Source organism: Dongia sp. (assembly GCF_041910485.1).
In the GTDB taxonomy this organism is placed as follows: Bacteria; Pseudomonadota; Alphaproteobacteria; order Dongiales; family Dongiaceae; genus Dongia.
This window is the reverse complement of the sequence record NZ_JAYRQR010000024.1, coordinates 12,920-28,688: the sequence shown is the minus strand read 5'-3', so window position 1 is coordinate 28,688 and position 15,769 is coordinate 12,920. Positions and strand designations below refer to the sequence as shown.

At 57.4% G+C, this 15,769-nt stretch carries 17 protein-coding genes and 1 pseudogene; 9 read left to right on the top strand and 9 right to left on the bottom strand.

Going from position 1 to position 15,769, the window contains the following annotated elements; genetic code table 11:
* Nucleotides 1–96: 96 nt before the first annotated feature.
* Nucleotides 97–905: pseudogene (locus ACE3PP_RS06745) on the bottom strand (IS3 family transposase); the annotation flags it as partial.
* A 188-nt stretch (nt 906–1,093) separates the two neighbouring features.
* On the opposite strand from ACE3PP_RS06745, the gene ACE3PP_RS06740 reads away from it, so the two are divergent.
* The gene (locus tag ACE3PP_RS06740; protein ID WP_374379532.1) at nt 1,094–1,231 is read left to right on the top strand and encodes a hypothetical protein; all 138 of its coding nucleotides are present in this window, start codon (nt 1,094–1,096) and stop codon (nt 1,229–1,231) included.
* Nucleotides 1,232–1,354: 123 nt separating this feature from the next.
* Here the strand turns inward: ACE3PP_RS06740 and ACE3PP_RS06735 are convergent, their stop codons facing one another.
* The 5 genes from ACE3PP_RS06735 to ACE3PP_RS06715 form a co-directional block, all read right to left on the bottom strand.
* The gene (locus ACE3PP_RS06735) at nt 1,355–1,879 is read right to left on the bottom strand and encodes a DUF5681 domain-containing protein (protein ID WP_374379529.1); all 525 of its coding nucleotides are present in this window, start codon (nt 1,877–1,879) and stop codon (nt 1,355–1,357) included.
* The gene (locus tag ACE3PP_RS06730; protein WP_374379526.1) at nt 1,866–3,158 is read right to left on the bottom strand and encodes a site-specific DNA-methyltransferase; all 1,293 of its coding nucleotides are present in this window, start codon (nt 3,156–3,158) and stop codon (nt 1,866–1,868) included. The genes ACE3PP_RS06735 and ACE3PP_RS06730 overlap by 14 nt, the downstream gene beginning before the upstream one ends.
* A gap of 327 nt (nt 3,159–3,485) precedes the next feature.
* Nucleotides 3,486–3,953 (bottom strand): hypothetical protein, encoded by a 468-nt coding sequence (locus ACE3PP_RS06725; RefSeq protein ID WP_374379523.1) that lies wholly within the window; start codon nt 3,951–3,953, stop codon nt 3,486–3,488.
* Between the two features lie 292 nt (nt 3,954–4,245).
* Nucleotides 4,246–5,061 (bottom strand): hypothetical protein, encoded by an 816-nt coding sequence (locus ACE3PP_RS06720; RefSeq protein WP_374379520.1) that lies wholly within the window; start codon nt 5,059–5,061, stop codon nt 4,246–4,248.
* A 201-nt stretch (nt 5,062–5,262) separates the two neighbouring features.
* On the bottom strand, nt 5,263–5,496 hold the full coding sequence (locus ACE3PP_RS06715; RefSeq protein WP_374379517.1) for a hypothetical protein: 234 nt from the start codon (nt 5,494–5,496) through the stop codon (nt 5,263–5,265).
* 146 nt (nt 5,497–5,642) lie between these two features.
* On the opposite strand from ACE3PP_RS06715, the gene ACE3PP_RS06710 reads away from it, so the two are divergent.
* The 3 genes from ACE3PP_RS06710 (at nt 5,643) to ACE3PP_RS06700 (ending at nt 6,778) form a co-directional block, all read left to right on the top strand.
* Nucleotides 5,643–5,834 carry a helix-turn-helix domain-containing protein gene (locus ACE3PP_RS06710; protein WP_374379514.1) on the top strand — a complete coding sequence of 64 codons (192 nt, stop codon included), beginning with the start codon at nt 5,643–5,645 and terminating at the stop codon, nt 5,832–5,834.
* Nucleotides 5,835–5,989: 155 nt separating this feature from the next.
* A complete protein-coding gene (locus ACE3PP_RS06705; protein ID WP_374379511.1) occupies nt 5,990–6,181 on the top strand; it encodes a hypothetical protein in 192 nt (63 codons plus the stop codon).
* Nucleotides 6,182–6,298: 117 nt separating this feature from the next.
* Complete coding sequence (locus ACE3PP_RS06700; RefSeq protein ID WP_374379508.1) at nt 6,299–6,778, top strand: helix-turn-helix domain-containing protein; 480 nt, start codon at nt 6,299–6,301, stop codon at nt 6,776–6,778.
* A 307-nt stretch (nt 6,779–7,085) separates the two neighbouring features.
* Here the strand turns inward: ACE3PP_RS06700 and ACE3PP_RS06695 are convergent, their stop codons facing one another.
* The 3 genes from ACE3PP_RS06695 to ACE3PP_RS06685 all read right to left on the bottom strand — a co-directional run bounded on the left by ACE3PP_RS06695 (nt 7,086) and on the right by ACE3PP_RS06685 (nt 11,559).
* Entirely contained in the window at nt 7,086–9,176 is a 2,091-nt protein-coding gene (locus ACE3PP_RS06695; RefSeq protein WP_374379506.1) for a S8 family peptidase, read from the bottom strand.
* A gap of 450 nt (nt 9,177–9,626) precedes the next feature.
* A complete protein-coding gene (locus ACE3PP_RS06690; RefSeq protein ID WP_374379503.1) occupies nt 9,627–10,823 on the bottom strand; it encodes an AAA family ATPase in 1,197 nt (398 codons plus the stop codon).
* A 514-nt stretch (nt 10,824–11,337) separates the two neighbouring features.
* Entirely contained in the window at nt 11,338–11,559 is a 222-nt protein-coding gene (locus ACE3PP_RS06685) for a hypothetical protein (protein ID WP_374379500.1), read from the bottom strand.
* Between the two features lie 13 nt (nt 11,560–11,572).
* On the opposite strand from ACE3PP_RS06685, the gene ACE3PP_RS06680 reads away from it, so the two are divergent.
* The 5 genes from ACE3PP_RS06680 to ACE3PP_RS06660 all read left to right on the top strand — a co-directional run bounded on the left by ACE3PP_RS06680 (nt 11,573) and on the right by ACE3PP_RS06660 (nt 15,529).
* Nucleotides 11,573–11,743, top strand: coding sequence for a YegP family protein (locus ACE3PP_RS06680; protein WP_374379497.1), 171 nt, complete (start codon nt 11,573–11,575; stop codon nt 11,741–11,743).
* An 85-nt stretch (nt 11,744–11,828) separates the two neighbouring features.
* Nucleotides 11,829–12,620 (top strand): hypothetical protein, encoded by a 792-nt coding sequence (locus tag ACE3PP_RS06675; protein ID WP_374379494.1) that lies wholly within the window; start codon nt 11,829–11,831, stop codon nt 12,618–12,620.
* A 482-nt stretch (nt 12,621–13,102) separates the two neighbouring features.
* Nucleotides 13,103–13,393 carry a DUF3489 domain-containing protein gene (locus ACE3PP_RS06670; RefSeq protein WP_374379491.1) on the top strand — a complete coding sequence of 97 codons (291 nt, stop codon included), beginning with the start codon at nt 13,103–13,105 and terminating at the stop codon, nt 13,391–13,393.
* An 11-nt stretch (nt 13,394–13,404) separates the two neighbouring features.
* Nucleotides 13,405–13,854: a DUF2924 domain-containing protein gene (locus ACE3PP_RS06665; protein ID WP_374379488.1), complete on the top strand. Its 450-nt coding sequence runs from the start codon at nt 13,405–13,407 to the stop codon at nt 13,852–13,854.
* On the top strand, nt 13,847–15,529 hold the full coding sequence (locus ACE3PP_RS06660) for a recombinase family protein (RefSeq protein ID WP_374379485.1): 1,683 nt from the start codon (nt 13,847–13,849) through the stop codon (nt 15,527–15,529). The genes ACE3PP_RS06665 and ACE3PP_RS06660 overlap by 8 nt, the downstream gene beginning before the upstream one ends.
* The last annotated feature ends 240 nt before the right edge of the window (nt 15,530–15,769 follow it).

Below are 15,769 nucleotides of genomic sequence, written 5' to 3'. Positions count from 1 at the left end.
AAGCCACTTGGTGAATACCTACAAATTACGAACGTCCGGCATGCCGGACGATGGGATTTGCTGACTGAATTTCCCTCTTGCATCCCAATATAGGACGTTGTCGGAGACGCAGGTCAATGGTCGCCCGCGCCCGGCCATGACCGCCTCCAGTTCCCGCGTCACCCGTGCCCCGGAGAGCGAGGTATCGGCGACCAGGGTGAGGCATTCCCGCGTGAAGTCATCGACTACCGTCAGGATGCGAAAGCGCCGCCCGTCGGTGAAGGCATCGCTCACGAAATCCAGCGACCAGCGCTGGTTCGGTCCCTGCGGGACGGCCAAGGGCGCCCATGTCCCCAGGGCGCGCTTGCGGCCGCCCCGGCGGCGCACCTGCAACCGCTCCTCGGCATAGAGCCGCCGCAGCTTCTTGTGGTTCATCTGGATTCCCTCCCGCCGCAGCAGCACCAGCAGGCGTCGATAACCGAAGCGGCGCCGCACCGCCGCCAACTCCCGCAGCCTGGTCCGCAGCGCCGCATCGTCGGGCCGTGACGACCGATAGCGGATCGAACTACGGTCGGTTCCGATCACCGAACACGCCCGACGCTGGCTCACCTCGTAGCTCCGACAGAGATGGGCCACCGCTTCACGCCTTGCGGCGGGCGTCAGAATTTTTTTGTTGTGAGATCCTTCAACATGGCGTTGTCCAGCATCGCCTCGGCCAGCAGCTTCTTCAGCTTGGCGTTCTCGTCTTCCAGCACCTTCAGGCGCCGGGCCTCCGAGACATCCAGCCCGCCATACTTGGACTTCCACTTATAGAAAGTGGCAGTCGAGATGCCGTGCTTCCGGCAGACGTTCGCCGTTGCCACCCCTGCTTCCTGCTCTCGCAGGATGCTGATGATCTGTTCTTCCGTGAACCGCGATCGCTTCATCGTCCGTCTCCTTCTTCAGGGACGGATTCTACCCAAAAATGGAGGAGGTCTAGGGGCTCAGGTCAGGGGCAGAGCACGCCGATGGCAGCCAGATGCTCATCTAGAATTCCACCGCCTATCAGGCGCGACCGGAATCCTTCATCCCGCTGATTGGCCCCCTGGTCGGCGGCGCCGATGTCGAGACCAGCATGGTCTGGTTTGAGTTCGACCCGACCGGTACGCTGGTCAACTACAGTGCCAATGACACGGCAATCGGATCGGCAAGCAATCTGGCGGCACCAGCAACCCCGCAGACCCCGGCACAGCCAAGGAAAACGCTTCCCTGATCGACCGGGGCCTGCTGGACTGTTGAAGCGGCGTGGCAACCAGACACCAAGCAACCTCCCGACAATCACCAGGCGTCTACCATCTTTGGCCCCAAACTCACGACTGCGGGCCAGCCTATGAACCTAGTCTTCCTTCTTCGGGTTCTTGAAGTTCGGGATCACCTCCCACTCCTCATGTGGCTTGGTCGGGTCTTCCCGGTAAACTGGGCCTACCGGCTCGTCGCGGAAGTTGTGCGGGATGAAGATCCGAACGCCTGACTTGCCATTCTCTGTTGCGGGTTCGATCCCAACTCCGCACTCCACAGCGAATGCCTCTAGTACTTGAAACGCCTTCGTGTCCCCGCGGGCGGCCTTACCTGCTTGCGCGCGGTACATGATTTCTCTCACGGTGAGCTTCTTGGCCTTGCCATTGGTTTTGATCTCGACAAGTTCATCAAAGGTTTCAGTCAGGATAGTCTTGGCATTTCTGGATTTTTTTGGCCGGCCCTTTGGATTGCCCGACTGTCCCTTCTTGAACTGGCTGTGCTTTGGCGGTTTGCAGTAACCCACCTCACAAGAGTCAGGTAGATTCTCGTTGGGCTCCTCTGGGTCGTTCAGCCGTTCTCGCTTGATCGGACGTCGCATGTCGTCGTCATCATTGTTCGCCATTGTTTCGCTCCTTCGCAGTTTGCTGATAAGTTCTTCCGGTTGATTCCAACTTCACTTCACCCTTGGTCAAGGCTTGCCAGCGTCGAATAGCCGTATCCACGTAGAGGGGATCGAGCTCCATGCCAAAACACCGGCGGCCGACTCTTTCGGCGGCCACCAGGGTCGTCCCGCTGCCGAGAAAGCTGTCCAGCACGATGTCGTTGCGCCGCGAGCCGTCCAGAATGGCATCAGCGACGAGGGCGGTTGGCTTGACCGTGGGATGCACGGCCAGGGGGCTGCCTTCGCGACTCGTTCTGGCGAGCGTGTTTGCTCCTGGGTAATTCCAGACATTGGTCCGGTTGCGCCCGTACTTGCCGAGCTGGACGTTGTTGTGGTGTTTTTCTTTGCCCTTCTTGAACACGGAGATCAGCTCGTGCTGGCTGCGATAGAAGGAGCCCATCCCGGCATTATCCTTGACCCAGACGCACATGTTGAGGAGTGCGGCATAGACATCTGTGCCAGCTTTATGCAGCTCGCCGATGTGGCGCCAGTCCATACAGATGTAGTGAAGAGAGCCGGACCGGCTGGCTGCTGCGAGGAGACAGAAAGCCCTTGAAAGGAAGGCGGTAAATTGCGCTTCCGACATCTCGCCGGCGGCCATGGCGAATTCCCGGTGCCGCGTCTTGCCAAGGCCCGTGGCATGTCCGTCGATGGGAACATTGTAGGGCGGGTCGATGAACACGAGACCCGCCCTCTCACCCCCCATCAACCGCTCGAAAGAGGCCTTCTCAAGAGCACTACCGCAGTAGAGGCGATGGCCGCCAAGCAGCCAGAGATCGCCCGGCCGGCTCACCGCGGGACCGGCCTCGGGTAGCGCATCGGCTGGATCCGGCTCAGGCTCCACCTGCGACAATTGTCCGATCCGAATATCGATCTCGCCCATGTCGAACCCGATCACGTCGAGATCAAACTCCAGATCGAGCAAAGAGAGATCGCGGAGCTCAGTCGCCAGGATATGGTCATCCCACTCGGCGATCTCCGCCAGGCGGTTGTCCGCGATCATGAAGGCGCGGATCTGGGCCTCCGAAAGATGTCTGAGGGAGATCGTGGGTACAGTCTGCCAGCCGAGCCGTTGACAGGCGAGCAGACGGGCGTGGCCGGCGATGACGTTGTGATTGCCGTCGATGAGAATGGGGACGTTGAAACCAAAGGCCTCGATGCTCCTACCGAGCTGGGCGATCTGTTTGGCACTGTGCTTGCGCGCATTCCGAGGATCTGGCCGGAGGGCCTTCACCGGCATCGGGAGAATCTCCAGAGCCTGCGATTGTCCGGAGAAAGTCGGGCTTTTCTTACCACATGACTTTGGGCTCTCCGGCCGATCGCTGGCCGATCGCCAATACAATCTTTCTCGTGGTACCCTTTGCAATGCGTTCTGTTTTGCCATGATGATTCTTCCAATTGAGAAGATCACAATGGCCACTTCCGGTTGGGCAGAAAAAGACAATTCCTTGAGGCTCTGCCACAATACTCAAGAATGTTGGGCGTAAATCAGGCAAACATTCGCGTGCAGGAGGCATCTGGAATGGCACTCTTCTTCTCCGTGCCATTCCAGACCAGTTCTCGCCGGCTACGCGGCCACATATGCGCTATAGCGCCGGGGGCCGCCGAACTGTAGCTGGCGTTGTACCGGTACGATTTCCAAGCTCCCACCAGTAAGGGCCGCCAGCTTGTAGTCGAACCACGCCATGTATGAGTCAAGTGGATGGCGCCCAATCTGTGTGCGGGCACCCAATCCAGCAAGTACTTCATGGGGGTGAGTTCGATCAGCCAGTCTCATATCATTGAATTGTTTGTTTCGGAGTCGGCGCATGGTCTCCAGCTCTTTGTCAGGAATGGCAAGCATAACCATAAAGTAGTAGGCGACAGCCCTCGGCCCATGTGGAACACGTTTGGGTGCCTTGGAGTAAAGCCGGCAAATGTTCCTGAGAGACATGTTCCCGAGCAATCTTGCCAATACCGCAAGGAAGAGCGCGATTCGGTCATCTCCTTCGGGAAACTTTCTTGGCGCACCGCGTTTCGCTGTTTTGAGTGACATACGGTTCTCCTTGTGTGGTCTGGTGTCGATAGGCTGTCATTCGGAGCTATGAGCACGGCTTTTTGATGCAATTCTCATCCGCGCATAGGCGGCAATCGTTACCTGCTAGATGTTACTTTGCGCCGCTACAATCGGATCCGCAATCCACTCATCTTCGGCACGGCCAGATGAGGTGAAGATAAAGTTGGGCGATAAAGTTTCATTGCTGTTGACACCACAACTCTAGCGTGGCCCCACGCAGTTTGGGTTTGTCAAATTCTGCTCGAGTTTTTGTCGGTCAATCTATAGGCGGCTAAGAACGACGAGACCGACTGGCCGGATTCTGCCATTCCCACGCCCCGATATCCAACATGCCCGGATACCAGGGGTAGAGCTCGCGTGCGAGATAGATGATCTCTTCCCGCTTCTTGGTCCGCAACATACGGTGATGCTTGAAGAATTCCGCGACGCGGCTATCGGGCGCGATGTCGATGCTGGAGTACTCGGTGAGCAGTACCCGAAAATCCCGCGCCAGGATGTTGACCGCCATATTGGCGATTTTGAGGCCGATACCGTCAAATTCCAGCAGGCGGCGAATGACCCCGGCGCTGCTCGACCCCGGCGCCCAAATCCTGCCGGCATCGCCTTCGTATCTCTCTGTGATGAGCCGAATGGCACCATAAAAGTAGGCGGCCATCTTGCCGGGGAACCGATGCAATCGGCCGGATGCGAAGATCTCCCCGAGATGCTGGGCGTCGCAGCTTGAGAAGTGGGTGAAGCTCATGCCGCCGAGCGCTTCCCCAACCGTGGTTGGGATACGCCAGGCCCGCGAGGTGGGGATCTGGCGGTCCATGACACAGCCCAGAACAAAAAGATGGGGGAATTCCGCGATGTTATTCAGATATGACTCGGCCGCGGGATCACCGGTCTCAAAGTCCGACCCGATCTTTGCTTGACCGAGCCGTTCCTCGCCGCAGCGGATCAGCCAGTCGATTGCTGCCACCTGTGCCGCATCCAGATCGGCCGGGTACTGCCGCCCCAAGGTCAGGGGCCGCCAGCGGGCATGTGCTTCGGCGAGGGTCAACGGTGCCACGCGCGGCTTGGCCTCAAGGGGCGTTTTTTCGGTCATACGCCCCTCCTCTGGCCGTTGGTCAGGAGCGTCGCTTTTCCTACCGTCATCTTGTCTCTCCATTCAGTGTAACGACCGGCAGCATGATCCGTGCATGAGACTTATCGTCTACATCATTGAGGTGACCCTGCCCGCTCAGGCACTTGCAAGCAGGCGTCATCCTCCTAGCGGTTGCTGGAAGGGGATTTGCTGGGCGCCGGGTCAGCGCTGTCGATGCAGAACGAGAATGCTCCGGTGCAGGGCGGCTGCGTCGGTCAGCCGGGTTTCAAGGTCCAGCAGGGTGCCGACGGCGGCGTTCATCTCGCCTTGCTCGACATAGACCTGAGCTTCCGTCAGATGCTCTACCGCATCGCCCAGAAGGTGCGAGAGTGCCGCGATCGTGACGGCCATCCCTTGGGCAATGTCGCTATCGGTACCCCGCGCCGGCTTTGTCACCCACCTATCTCCTTCCTATTCCTCGCCACTCTGATGGCTTGCTTCCCGACCCAAGTCCAGCGAAATGAGACTCTTAGGCTGTAGATCAATAGGCGACGATCCGGTCCCCTCGGGGCATGGATATTCGCCGTCGCGTGGGGATCAATATGAGGAAGCACCGGGAGGAGCGGGGCTGGTCCCAGGAGGAGCTCGCCTTCGAATGCGGCCTGCATCGGACCTATATCAGCGGGGTCGAGCGCGGGGTCCGGAACCCGACGGTGATCGTGTTGCAGAAGATTGCCAAGGCGCTCAAGGTGCCGGCGGCTGCACTGTTGGATGAGAGTGGGCGGCGTCAATAGTCAGATTTTAGCTCGCCGATCTAATGCCGAGGCAGACCGACTTTGAACATAGTCGAGAGCAGCGCGACTCCTCGATAGTAGCGGCGCGACCATTGGCACGCCGCCGGCAGTTGCAGGCGGTGCTGCCGGGGCCATTCTGGCAGGGGAGAAACGCCATGAAACTTCGTCCTATCCAAGCCGCGCTCGTCGAGGAAACCCGACGCCTGATCCGGGAACTGGTGCAGGAGGTCACACTCGACTTCGCCACTAAGAGCCGGAATCCGGGGGTGCAGCTCGACATGGCCGGGGATCTGGAAGCCCAGGCCTGGGCGCTTCGGCAGGACTTCGCACGGCGCGCCGGTAGATAGCGGATCCGGGCGCCGGGTGGCGTGGCGGCTGCCTGCCGTTCGCCGGCGAGGGGGTTTCCACAGCTGTTGATTGCCGTAGTATGGTAATCGGGGGCCGTAACTGGCGAGAACATGACAATGGCGAAGAAAACGGCCGGCAAGACCAAGCCGCGCAAGTCATCCGGCCGCATGGCAAGCAAAGGCTTTCCGAACCTGATCGACGTTCACGTGGGTCAGCGTATGCGCCAGCGACGGACGTTGCTGGGTATGAGCCAGACAGTTCTGGGCGATGCCATCGGCCTTACCTTCCAGCAGGTGCAGAAGTACGAACGCGGCGCCAACCGGGTCTCCGGTAGCCGTCTCTTCGATCTCAGTCGCGTTCTCGATGTGCCGATATCCTATTTCTTTGAGGATATCCCTGGCGATGTGCAGAATAAATCACCGTCCAAGCTCATGGGCGTCAAGGCACCGGCGCCGGTCGAATATGAGGCCGATCCGACGATGAAGCGGGAAACGCTGGAGCTGGTGCGGGCCTACTACCGAATTCCACGAGCGGCGACGCGGAAGCGGCTGGCGGAATTGGTGAAGGTGCTGGCAAAGGCCGGTGGCGAGGAATAGGCGCCGGCCCAGTTGCCGCGGCTACGCCCCTGCGGAGCTGTCGGACGCCAACTGTACCGCCGCCATATGCACGGCGCGGGTCGCTTAAATTTGACCGATCCTCAGAATCTAGGCCACGGATCGCTGAAAAATTCCAGTTGTGATGGTCGCATCGGATAGACACAGTTGATTGATGTCAGGTGGTAGCCGCCTAACATGCATTATGGAAAATAGAGTAACTAACTACTATTGCGCCGTAGATACAGTGCTCACATGGTAGGGATCACAGGGTCAATCCCCGCCACACGCGGCCTCTTAGAGGTCCATGCTAAGTTCGGTTTGTAGGCCGCACGCGAATTGCAGTTCGAATATCCTGCATCTGAACCCGATTGGCGATTAGAGATTGTCTGAGCGAGTCGAAAATCGGCGCACCGACTTGCTCATCTTCAATGGTTACAACGAGTGAAAACGGAATGCCTTCTGCAGGAAATGTAGCCTCCGCACGCACCACGCTTTCGACCTCAACTCGCCACTCGGTTGAATTACCCACGCCCTCAGAGAAATCTGCTTCATAGCGTTTAGTCGGCCACCACTTCAGCCCATACTGGATCAGACTTTTCTCTGGTATCGATAACTTACCAGTTCGCGGTAAGAAGGCTTGCGATACCTGATCGTGAAAACTCGGGGTACCATCCTTCTGATCGGCCGGCTGCCTCTGCTTTAGATGTGCGCTGAGATTTACCCGAATAAACTCGGCACCGAACGCCTGATCAATTGGGGGGTCATATACCAGCGTCATCTTGACACGACCGCGACATGCACGACTGGCTTGATCTACGAGGGGTGCCGGCCATGCAAAAGGAAAACGCAGTATAGCGGGTCGGTTTACCCCCACAGACAGACGGCTTTCGAATACAAGAGTAATTGCATGATCGCCGGTTTCTAACATTGAGGCAGCGTCAGCCGGTTGGCCAAAACCAACAAAGCGTCGTGCTACGTCCTTTAGCCGGTTGTTGGATAGCGGCGCCGGCACAATCGAGTTGTGAATCATAAATGCGCGCAATGTCCGAGGTGCTAGCCTTTCGGCCGTGGCAATGTCCAATGCTGCAAGGGTCTTGGCTACAAGTGGCGCAGCGAAGCTTGTGCCACAGGTCTGCACCTGCTCGCCAGTAGGAGCGCATGATATCAGATGAGTGACGGTTGGGTTTGCCGCATCACCTGTGCCGCCGAAATGAGCAACATCAGGCTTGACCCCCACCCGCAAGCCGGGGCCCCATCGAGTATAAGTGGCCGGAGCGTGCTCCATATGAGCAGACCCCGGCGGATTCAAGGCTCCAACAGCAATCGTTCTCACGCTTTCACAAGGCATGAAAATTGTATCGTTCACGGTCCTAGTAGCAATCTGCGCAAGCACTTGATTGACTTTTCCTGGCCATGCGGGGCGCCAGTCGGCTCCGCTAAGATTGCCGGCAGAATTGACGATTAACACGCCCAAGCGGTCCTGGATATCATCGAGCCGCGCAGCGTAAATGCTGTATGTATCCGGATCAACGGAAGCCACGACATTCAGCGACATATTGAAAATTCGGACGCCGTAGGTTTCACGAGCCTCCGCAATTGCAACTTCGAGCTCTTCGAGAAACGCCTCAAACCCGCGTCGACCATAGGTGTCAAGAAAAGGGCCAGAGGGCAGTAGAGGGAGATCAACCACCGAACATCCGTCCTCCTCTCGTGCCAAGGCCGGACCATTTGCCCCCCGAGCGCCAACTAGGACGCCCGCCACCATCGTTCCGTGGTCTGGGTCGTATTCACCTGGCTGCAAGAAATCGTGACGTGCTTCGACCCAAGCCTCCAACGGTCCGGCGATTCCTGTGTCAATCACTCCAACCTTTGGGTATCGCCCTTCCACAACGCGAGCCGGAATGGAGAAAATACTGCCTGAAGGAGTGCTATCGACATTGGTAGGTTGAATCAGCAAGGGAAGACGGATACGCCTCACCAATGGATGCGCCGACAATGCTCGAAGGAACTCGTCGTGCCGCATAACGTCCTGGTCGACACGCACCGGATGCCGGAAATCATTCGAGTTTGTCTGAACGAGCCGCCGATCCTCGAGACGTGGAGCTTCTTTCGTGGAAGTTAGAAGCGCTTCGATTGCGGGAGTGCCGCCTGGGCTCGGCAGTAGTGTCGCCACCAATCCATCTCCTGCGTTGAGGAAAATTGATTGGAGGCTGAGAAAGGATTTATGAAATCCTAGTGCATCGCCATCGTGACCAACACCAAGCGGTTGCGCCTCAAACAACTCGATTAGATAACCGCTTGCCGCTCTTGGATCAGTCATCGCGCTTACGGCTTCAGCAGCAGAAAAGCTGCGCTTTCTGTCAGAAGGCGCAATATCGATCGCCTCAATAGCTCCCACCTCCGATCGTGCTCGCGATACGTAGTGATATGGCTTCCCTGTCTCGCGAGACTGACGGATCTGCGCCTCGCTCTCGGCCTCAGCAATCCTCGACTGCAGTCGACGTAGGTGAATTTGGGGCGCTCTAAAAAACAACTCTCCCGGCGCTCCGGCTCCAACGCAAGGAAACTGATCAGGGATAAAGACCGCACGGTTGGGGCGGTACGACTTAGCGATAGCCTCTGTTCGCATCCGCACCCTCAAATAGCTAAGGGGACCGTAAGGGGACGCTTGGAGAGACTGCGCAACTTGGTCAAGTTTCACGATAAGCCCGTCACGATGGCGCACAAAATCACCGTCTCTTTTTTCAAAGAAATCCTTATCCGTGCCTCCCCTTTTTGGGTCTGGCGCTCGAAGATAGGCGTCGTCGTTTAGGACAATCTGCACCGGGTTATTTGGCATAAACCCCCCTTAATTTGCCCGCCTACCAGCATATTCTTTACGATAGCGGGAAATTGTCGGCTGACTATGGCCGAGCATTGTGGCAACCGACTCTTGCTTGATGCCAAGCCCTGAGGACAATAGCGCCCCAACAAAACTGGGCTCATCTTCCACGAACAACCGGCCTGGCGAGCTCTCCCCGGTATCTATCCCCATGCGTGGCACGAGCGATTTTGCCGCCTCTATAACTACCGCCGACGATACTTTCACCGCCCCAAGAGCCAGAACGCGTTTCAGTGCATCAGTAAAATTCTTGAGATCCGAACCCGATCTCCCACCTACTATGAAAGCAAGGGCCTTGACCACGTCCTCCTCAATCTCAAGCGGCGTGAGAAAAGTCTGCAGCATCGATATGCGCGTTCTCTCATCGGGTAAGTCGATACGAATATGGTTCTGAAACCGTCGCCATACCGCACTATCGAGCAGCGTATCGTGATTCGTGATTGCAATAGTCAGTCCTGTGTTTGCGCGGCCGTCGAGGTTCTGTAGCAGCGTGTTAACTACACGTTTAATCTCCCCCACCTCGTGAGGATCATCGCGCATTTTGGCCAGCGCATCGAACTCATCCAGAACCAACATGCATCTGTATCTATTAGCGAAAGAAAAAAGATTTGCGATGTTTCGCGCGGTCGTCCCCAAAAAGGAACTCACAAGGCCATCGATACGAGCATTTACGATAGGCAGCCTCAGCTGAGACGCTAACCAAAATGCAGATAGTGTTTTCCCAGTGCCCGGAGGACCATAGATCAAACAAGAGCGTGAAGGCTCAACGCCGGCAGCACGCAGTGCGGCAGCCTGGCGCCACTCATTCAGCATTGCATCCAGCGCGATTTGCAGTGTCTCGGTAAAGATCGGAGCCGGCTTTCCCGCTCCTGGCTCTAAAACCACTTCCGCCAACGCGACACTTGTTTCTCTATCCGAAGGCGGATGCACGTTGCTCGTTAATTCATCTCCCGTGACAAGGGAACGCGATACTTCTACTGCGCTAGGAGCCATTGTCTGCTCCGACGCTCCCCCGGCAAGAAGCCGACTGAGAGCCGCCGCAGATTTTTCATCTCCATCAGCAACCAAGCGATCTCTCAGACGCTCGACCTGTTTGCGAAACTGGGGAGTTGGGCTTTCCAAGCCAATTCGGCATAGGCTCTGGACAACCGAAAAATACTCCACACTGCTCTCCCATTCATTTGATGTAGACATATATTCATTAATGCATCATATTATTCAATGTAAGAGTGATTTATACAACAAATTACTCACTGGAAGGGTGAGTTGGCCGCCGCGGACGGGGGCCTCGAGAGATGAAGTAAAAGCTGCAGCAAATGGGCGCTTTCGGGCTGTCTTGACAGCACTACTGTCCCGAGTCGACCGATGAAATGATCACCTCAGAGTTGTGCCACCGCACGAAAGCGTTGGAGCAACTAACTGATTCTGAAACAACATTTTTCTGAAGCATGATAGCCCTTGACGGATAGGGCCATTATGAGGAAATCCTAGCTGGAACCCCTGTAGAACAATTCGGCCCGGCGTTAGCACCGCCGGGCCGAATTCAGGGGCGAAAGCCAGACACTGCGCGTCAGGCCGTTGACACCCCTCTGCGAGCGGGAAGCTACGCTCCCGCAACCGTCGACGTCAAGCGCGCGCCATACACCTGGGGGTGCGCATGCTGTTGGTCACGTAAGGGTCACAGAGCCCGGAAAATCAGGTTCCGAAGCCATGCGATGACAGCTGGCAGCGGGCCTGCGATAGCAGGGATCTTCGCCACCACTTCGCCGTCATATCTGGCCCAGGCCAGTTGAGCGATGCGTGCTTTTGCATCGTCGGCGTTGTCGGCCGGGATCTCGATGACGTAGTCGGCACCTTGATACCGGTAGGAAAACAGATGAAGCCGGGCGGGTGCATGCATAGGGATTACCCCAATGGTTTACATTATCTACAAGGATCAACAGGGCTACTGGCGCTGGCACCTTCTCGCGGCCAACAACCGTAAGATCGCCAACTCTGGTGAAGGTTACGTTAACAAGTCGGACTGCCTTGCGGTCGTCCAGCTGGTCAAGGGCTCGGCAGCTGTGCCGGTTCGCGAAGCGTAGCTTTCTTCATCTCAAGGTACCCTAGTTGCGCTTGGGGCTCGGCCTACCAAAGGCCGGGCCCCTCTTTCATCCGCGGGAGGCGTGCATGAGCAGCGAGACGGATCCAGCAAAGGAACTGGCGGAAGTTTGCGCCAAACTTTCCGGGGCGAGTAAGCATAAAGGCGATGAGCATTTGGCCAAGAAATTCGGCGTGCCGGCATGGTCCTCCGAGTTTTATCTGATTCTTTTCAGCATAGTAGATCGTGCTAATTTCCTCGCTGACCTGATCGATACAATGAATGTTGAGCAAGAGATAAAGACCGATGCGCGCAAACACATAGATCAATTGAAAGCCGCGTTTTCTCGAGACTGCTTGATCGGAACTTGGGAGCAGTTGGGGCACAAGTACCTCGGCAGTAACAATACCCAACCGATCAAGATGCTGTCACCTGTCGTAAAAAAGGTCGTCAGCTATCCTAAGCTCGACGATCAAGCGATCGCTGAGTTGGTCGAGCAGATTGACGGCTTATTGACTTGGTTGCGTGACGCGCAACTCAAAGAAAACGATTTCATCCGGCAAGCGATTATCGACGGGCTTACTGCCCTCAGGTTCCGACTAGAGAAAATCGGATGGCTGGGCTGGGGATACACAATCGACTCTCTCCAAAAACTCGTCGGCGCATATCTGGCACTAGAGCGAAACTTGCCGCAGGACGGCGCAGACCCCGTAGCACAGGCCTTATTGCTAAAGCTGGGGCTCCTGGCCAAGAATATCTATTCGAAGGCGAGAGCGGTAAAAGAAGGGGTTGAAATGGGCCAGTTCGCGCTGGCGGTTTATGGCGCGTATTCACTCGTTAAGGAAAACGGATTGGCTGGCTTACTCGAAGCGCCAAACTGAGCGCGGTCTTACCATCCACCGCCATTCCTTCACCGGAGCAGGATCAGCGAACATCTTGGCGCCTACTTCAATTGCCGCCCGAGTTTTGTCACGTAGCACCTCGCACTACGAAAGAATCCGATATTTGATTTCGTTCAGCCACGCTGACCGCCGCGGCAATGGCTTCACTGCCTCACCATCTCTGTTTTTCATAGATGGCCTCATGGCGGCGACGTCAGCTGCACCTAGGCTATAAACTGTCTAGGCTGAATGCTGCTGCGATATTATCCGAGCGCACTAAACAATCCGTTCAAGTTAAGGCGCAACCGTTGCATTTTACCCTCTCAAACGTCGAAACGAACTGGACTTCCTTTGCAACGAGAGCATTGCTATTGGCATTCGAAGGGCGCTATCGCCGTCCTCGCCGAATGTCAGCCCGCTTAGCGGGCTTTGGGTGGTGGGGGACCCAATTCCGGGTCCCTGATGATCAGGAGATCACCACCATGGTTAAAGCCACCAAGAAGACCGTCACCCCCAAAACCGCCGCAAAGCCGAAGCCCGCCTCCAAGGCCGGCAAACAGGCCACCAAGGCCAACCCCGACAAGAAGTCGGCCCAGGTCCTGCAACTGCTGCGCCGACCGCATGGCGCCACGATCAATGAACTCTCCATCGCCACCACCTGGCAGCCCCACAGCGTCCGCGGTTTCCTCTCCGGTACCGTCAAGAAACGGTACGGCCTCAAACTGACCAGCGAAGTGATCGACGGCACCCGACATTACCGGGTGCCGGCCTGACGGTAATCGTCATGAGTTCGATCGATCAGCAACTCGCGACACTGGAGACCATGGATATCTCAGCTCTCCGCCAGCGGTGGCGTGAGTTCTACCCCAACCAGGCTCCAGGTCTCATGAGCCGCGAGCTGCTCCGATTGGCGATCGGCTACAAACTCCAGGAACAGGTGTTCGGCGGCCTCAGCCGCCGAACACAACTTGGCCTCGCCGCTTTCAAGACCGGATCGAAACCCGGCCGCGTGAGCACCACCCCGCTTCCCAAATCCGGCACCAAGTTCATCCGAGAATGGCAGGGAACGGTCCATGAGGTCCTGACCCTGGAGGACGGCCAGTTCGCCTACCGGGGCAAGACCTATAAGAGCCTGACATTGATCGCGAAGCTCATCACCGGCACCCACCAATCCGGTCCCCGCTTCTTCGGACTCCGCAAGCCAGGTGATGCCAAGGGGTCAGACCATGGCTGAGCGCCCCCGCCGCTGCGCCATCTACACCCGGAAGTCCTCCGATGAAGGTCTGGACCAGGCCTATAACTCTCTGGATGCTCAGCGGGATGCCTGTGCCGCCTACATCACCAGCCAGAAGCATGAAGGCTGGATCCCTCTTGAGACCCGCTATGACGATGGCGGTTTCTCCGGTGGGTCCCTGGAGCGCCCTGCCCTCCAGGCCCTGCTGGCTGATATTGTCAATGGCGCCATCGATATCATCGTCGTCTATAAGATCGACCGCCTGACCCGATCCCTGGCGGATTTCGCCAAACTGACCGAGACCCTGGATAAGTACGGGGTCTCCTTCGTGGCCGTGACCCAGCAGTTCAATACCTCCACCTCAATGGGCCGGCTGACACTTAATGTCCTGCTCTCCTTCGCCCAGTTCGAACGGGAAGTGGCGGGTGAGCGCATCCGGGACAAGATCGCTGCCTCCAAGCGCCGGGGCATGTGGATGGGTGGAAGACCGCCTATCGGCTATGACGTCAAAGACCGGAAGCTGGTCATCAATGAAGCGGAGGCTGAGACCGTCCGGCATATCTACCGACGCTATTTGGAACTCAGATCCCTCAACGCCCTGCAGACCGACCTCAAGCAGGCCGGCATCCGGTCAAAGAACCATATCGGGACCGATGGCCGCCCATTTGGCGGCTGCGTCATCGGTCGGGGCGCCCTGGGTTACATCCTGACGGGTCAGGTCTACCGGGGCCTGGTCTTGTTCAAGGGGGAGCTGTACCCCGGTGAACACCCCAGGATCGTACCGGAGGATCTGTTTCAGGAGGTCCAGGCGGCCCTCAATGCCCAGGGGCCTGGGGAGGCTGCACGCACAAAGCGACCGTCGACCTCCTTGCTAAAGGACCTGGTCTTTGATGAAGCCGGAATTCCGCTCCAGGTGAGCCATACCAATAAGAAGGGCCGGAAGTACCGTTACTATGTCTCGGCAAGCAAGATGCGCGGCCCCACCCAGGCCGGGGATGGTTTCCGTGTTCCGGCATCGGATCTGGAAAAGATTGTCGTCCAATCCCTTGCCCGCCATCTACGGGACCAACATTGGCTGGACCAAACATTTAAAGGCCATGTCGACGTCACGAGGTTCCAGCGTCTCACCTCATTAGCCGGCAACCTCGCCAATATGATCGAGAAGGAATTGGCCCAGGGCACTGGCCTGATTCCCACCGTCATCGATCGCATTGTGGTGGCGAAGAAGACCATCACGATCAAAGCCCAGCCTGCTCGCTTCATATCACTCTTGCTTGGGCAGGTAAGTGAGGCCGAGCAATTCCAGCCACCGATCGAGATCAACGTGTTCGGTCAGTTCATCCGCTGCGGCAAGGAAGTCAGGCTCGTGATCGGTCAGGACGAAACAAAGGATACCAAGGTCGACAGCCGCCTGGTGCGGGAGATCGTCCAGGCGCGTCAATGGTTCGATGATCTCGCCAACCGGCGCGTTGCCAGCATCGCGGACCTTGCAAGACTCTCCGGCGTAAGCGCGCCGTATATCAGCAAGAAGATCTCACTCGCGTTCCTGGCGCCGGACATCACCGAGATGATCGTCACCGGCACCCAGCCCATGCGCCTGACGCCTGAAGCGTTGAAGCGCGCTTGCCCGCTGCCGGTATCTTGGGATGAACAGCGGGCTCTGCTGATCATTTAGCGGCGCATATTTCTTCAGCGCGTCGACTTGAGTTCTCGCCCTCACCCCTAACATTTTCGCGACGCGGGTCTTATGTCGCGTGACGAGAGCACGTTTCTGCTCATGATCTATCGCCAATCAGCCCACCAGCCATAACCGGATTTTTGGCATTCAGAGATGGGAACGCGAGAAAGCGCCGAAAAACCTGATATTCTCGAGATCTCTGTTATGCGCGGCGATGATCTACCAGCTAACCTCCGG